Annotated in this window: 4 protein-coding genes and 1 pseudogene; 2 read left to right on the plus strand and 3 right to left on the minus strand. The window is 58.5% G+C overall.

Annotation, left to right across the window (positions count from 1 at the left end; all coding sequences use genetic code 11):
• The 3 genes from TRICHSKD4_RS02560 to TRICHSKD4_RS27850 form a co-directional block, all read right to left on the minus strand.
• On the minus strand, nt 1-1,401 hold a 1,401-nt coding region (locus TRICHSKD4_RS02560; protein ID WP_009465838.1), incomplete at its 3' end, for an IS66 family transposase.
• A gap of 69 nt (nt 1,402-1,470) precedes the next feature.
• The gene (tnpB, locus tag TRICHSKD4_RS02565; RefSeq protein ID WP_009465831.1) at nt 1,471-1,818 is read right to left on the minus strand and encodes an IS66 family insertion sequence element accessory protein TnpB; all 348 of its coding nucleotides are present in this window, start codon (nt 1,816-1,818) and stop codon (nt 1,471-1,473) included.
• Between the two features lie 4 nt (nt 1,819-1,822).
• A complete protein-coding gene (locus TRICHSKD4_RS27850) occupies nt 1,823-2,200 on the minus strand; it encodes a transposase (RefSeq protein WP_208992979.1) in 378 nt (125 codons plus the stop codon).
• Between TRICHSKD4_RS27850 and TRICHSKD4_RS32150 the strand changes: the two genes are divergently transcribed.
• The gene (locus TRICHSKD4_RS32150) at nt 2,082-2,369 is read left to right on the plus strand and encodes a L,D-transpeptidase (RefSeq protein WP_371256662.1); all 288 of its coding nucleotides are present in this window, start codon (nt 2,082-2,084) and stop codon (nt 2,367-2,369) included. The two genes, TRICHSKD4_RS27850 and TRICHSKD4_RS32150, sit on opposite strands and share 119 nt — an antisense overlap.
• A pseudogene (locus tag TRICHSKD4_RS02575) lies at nt 2,290-3,049 on the plus strand (IS3 family transposase); the annotation flags it as partial. The gene TRICHSKD4_RS32150 and the pseudogene TRICHSKD4_RS02575, both read left to right, overlap by 80 nt.
• Nucleotide 3,050 lies beyond the last annotated feature (1 nt).

A 3,050-nucleotide genomic window follows, 5' to 3' on the forward strand; every position in this document is an offset into this window, starting at 1 on the left:
TTCGATCAGGGTATAAGCGATAGCCATGGCTTTGCCGCCGCCTTGGGAGCCTGAGAACATCCAATTTTTGCGTCCGATGGCGACGGGTTTAACGGCGCGCTCGGCGGTGTTGTTATCCAATTCCAGATGGCCGAGCTCAAGGTATGGGCGTGCTTTCGGCATTCGGCCCAAGGCATAGCGGATGGCCTGCGCGAGTGGTGACTTTCCCGAGATTTTGGGCAATTGCGTCTGCAACCATTCTTCCAAGGCGTCAAAGATCGGTTTTGCCCTAGCCTGCCGGATGGTAGCGCGGTCTTCGGGGGGCATGCCCCTGATCTCTTTCTCGATAGCGTAAAGCTCAGCAATCCGGCGGATGACTTCTTCGGCAATGGCGCTGCCCTGCGAGGAGAAGACATCCACGAACTTGCGTCGTACATGCGCCATGCAGGCCATCTCATCGGCTTTGTCGTCACCGAACACACCGTTGAACCCGGAATATCCATCCGCATGGACCCAGCCCTTGTATCCCGACAAATGAGCAACGGGATGCTCTCCTTTGCGATCCACCGTGAACTGATACCATGCACAGGGTGGCGATTGGCCAGACCAGGCACGCTCATCCCGCACATAGGTCCAGACCCGCGCCGTTTTGGTCTTCTTGTTGCCGGGGGCCAGCATTTTGATGGGCGTATCGTCGGCAAAAAGCGCAGGTCCTTGCCGCACCATCCGTCCGATGGCATCGGCAAGAGGTTCCAGCAGGGCCGTCGAGCGACCAACCCAGTCGGCCATGGTCGAGCGGTCCAGATCGACGCCTTCACGGGCAAAGATCTGGCTCAGGCGATAGAGGGGTAAATGATCGGCATATTTGCTTACCAGAACATGGGCCAACAATCCCGGTCCGGGCCGCCCACGCTCAATGGGGCGCGATGGCAGCGGCGCTTGCACAATCGCCTCGCACCATGAACAGGCTTTGCGGGGCCGGATGATCCGCTTCACCTTGAAGCGTCCCGGCACGTATTCCAACTCTTCGGTGACATCCTCACCCAGGGTGCGCAAGTTGCCACCACAACGACCGCATTCATCACCGGGAGAGAGCTCCTCGTCTTCCCGATCCAGATGATCCGGCAAGGGCTTGCGGCTGTGTTTGCGCTTCGGCTTTGGATCAACTCCCTCCTGCGACGGGGCGGGCTGTTTTGCCTGGTCTTCAGCGGCCTCAACAATCTCGGCGTCCTCGAGCAGATCGAGATTGAGCTGATCCAGACCCTCAGACTTGGAGCCGAACCGATGCCGATTGGCCCCGTGCAACTGGTGTTGAAGCTGCTCGACCTTGAGGCTCAGAGCCTTGACCTCGTCGGCCAGAAGGCGGTTCACCGCCCTCAATTCGGCGGGGTCCTCCGGGGTGATATCAAGGTCCTTCAGCATCTTCGATCTTATATCAGATCAAGGGCGTAAGTTGAATCCCGAGAGGCGCGCAAACGCCAATATATTGGCCTATCCGACGCTCAGGGGCCGCCATGTTTTTTGCGGCATCCGCCAGTCTATGCCTTCAAGCAACATCGACAATTGCGCGGGCGTCACGCTGACCTTACCGTCCTTCGCAGCAGGCCAAACAAACCGGCCCTTCTCAAGGCGCTTGCTGAACAGGCATGCGCCCTGTCGATCCCACCAGATGATCTTCAGCAGATCACCGCGCCGTCCCCGGAACACAAACAGATGTCCAGAATAGGGATCAAGCTCCAGAACCTTCTCCGCCTGAGCCGCCAAAGTGTTGAACCCGCGCCGCATGTCCGTCACCCCGGCAGCCAGCCAAACCCGCGCGTTGGACGGCACGGGGATCACGGCATTAGACCTTCAACCAAAGCCAGCACCGTCGGCAGCGCCGTCGTCCCTTCCACCAATACCCGCCGCCCGTCCGACAGCGTGATATCAACCCGCTGAGCCGACAACGGCATATCCGAGGCAAGCGCCGCGATCTGGTGGCCTGGTGCGGCCTGCGGGCCTCTATCTCCACTGGTAGAAACGCCGCTCCATCAAGGACGCAATCGCTGTCTTCTGGCGCAAACCGCTCATCACGCAGCCAGTTGTGGATCAGGTTCGCATTCATCGCAGAGCGGCGCGCAACCTGCGCAACCGAAACCCCCGGCACTCTGGCCTGCAAACAGATCGACCGCTTCTCGTCATCCGACCAAAACCGCTTCTTGCTGCCCTTCTTCGTACCCAAAATGTGCCTCACAATGTCCATTAACGAAAATGGACATTATCACCCCACTGCGCTCCCCGTCAGAGCGGGAATACCGAACGCTCACCATAAGGTTGCGGGAACTGGCGAACGAACGCCGCCGGTTTGGGTATCGCCGCCTTGGCATTCTGCTGGCCAGAGAGGGATTTGAGGTGAACCACAAGAAGCTCTTCCGGATCTATCGGGAAGAAGGGCTTGCGATGCGCAGGAGGCGGTCGCGCAAGCGAGCTCTTGGCACGCGTCGGCCAATTCTGGTTCCTGACAAGGTCAATCGGCGGTGGAGCCTGGACTTCGTCTCCGATGCTTTGTCGGACGGCCTGCGGTTCCGCGTGTTGTGTGTAGTTGATGACTGCACCCGAGAGGCTCTGGCGACCATTGTTGACCGGTCACTGTCTGGCGCGCGAACTCGACACCGTGATCAGGCAACGCAGCAAGCCGGAAATGATTGTCTCTGACAATGGAACGGAAATGACCTCCCATGCCGTGTTGGCCTGGTGTCAGGATACCGGCATCAAATGGCACTACATCGCACCAGGAAAACCAATGCAGAACGCCTTTGTGGAAAGCTTCAACGGGCGTCTTCGGGACGAGTGTTTGAATGAAAATCTCTTTTCCAACCTGGCCGAGGCGAAAACCATCATCGAGAACTGGAGGAAGGACTACAACACAACAAGGCCACACACATCTCTGGGTGGGATTGCTCCGGCCGACTACGCAAGACAACTCATCGCAAACCGGCCTGCTTCGCTTGAGCTACGCAATGGCTCCGCTCAGCAGGCCTTGACCACAAACCAAACATCAGAAACAAACGTGAACGGATCCTACGCTTAAA

The sequence above is a fragment of the Roseibium sp. TrichSKD4 genome, from assembly GCF_000148725.1.
Classification (GTDB): domain Bacteria; phylum Pseudomonadota; class Alphaproteobacteria; order Rhizobiales; family Stappiaceae; genus Roseibium.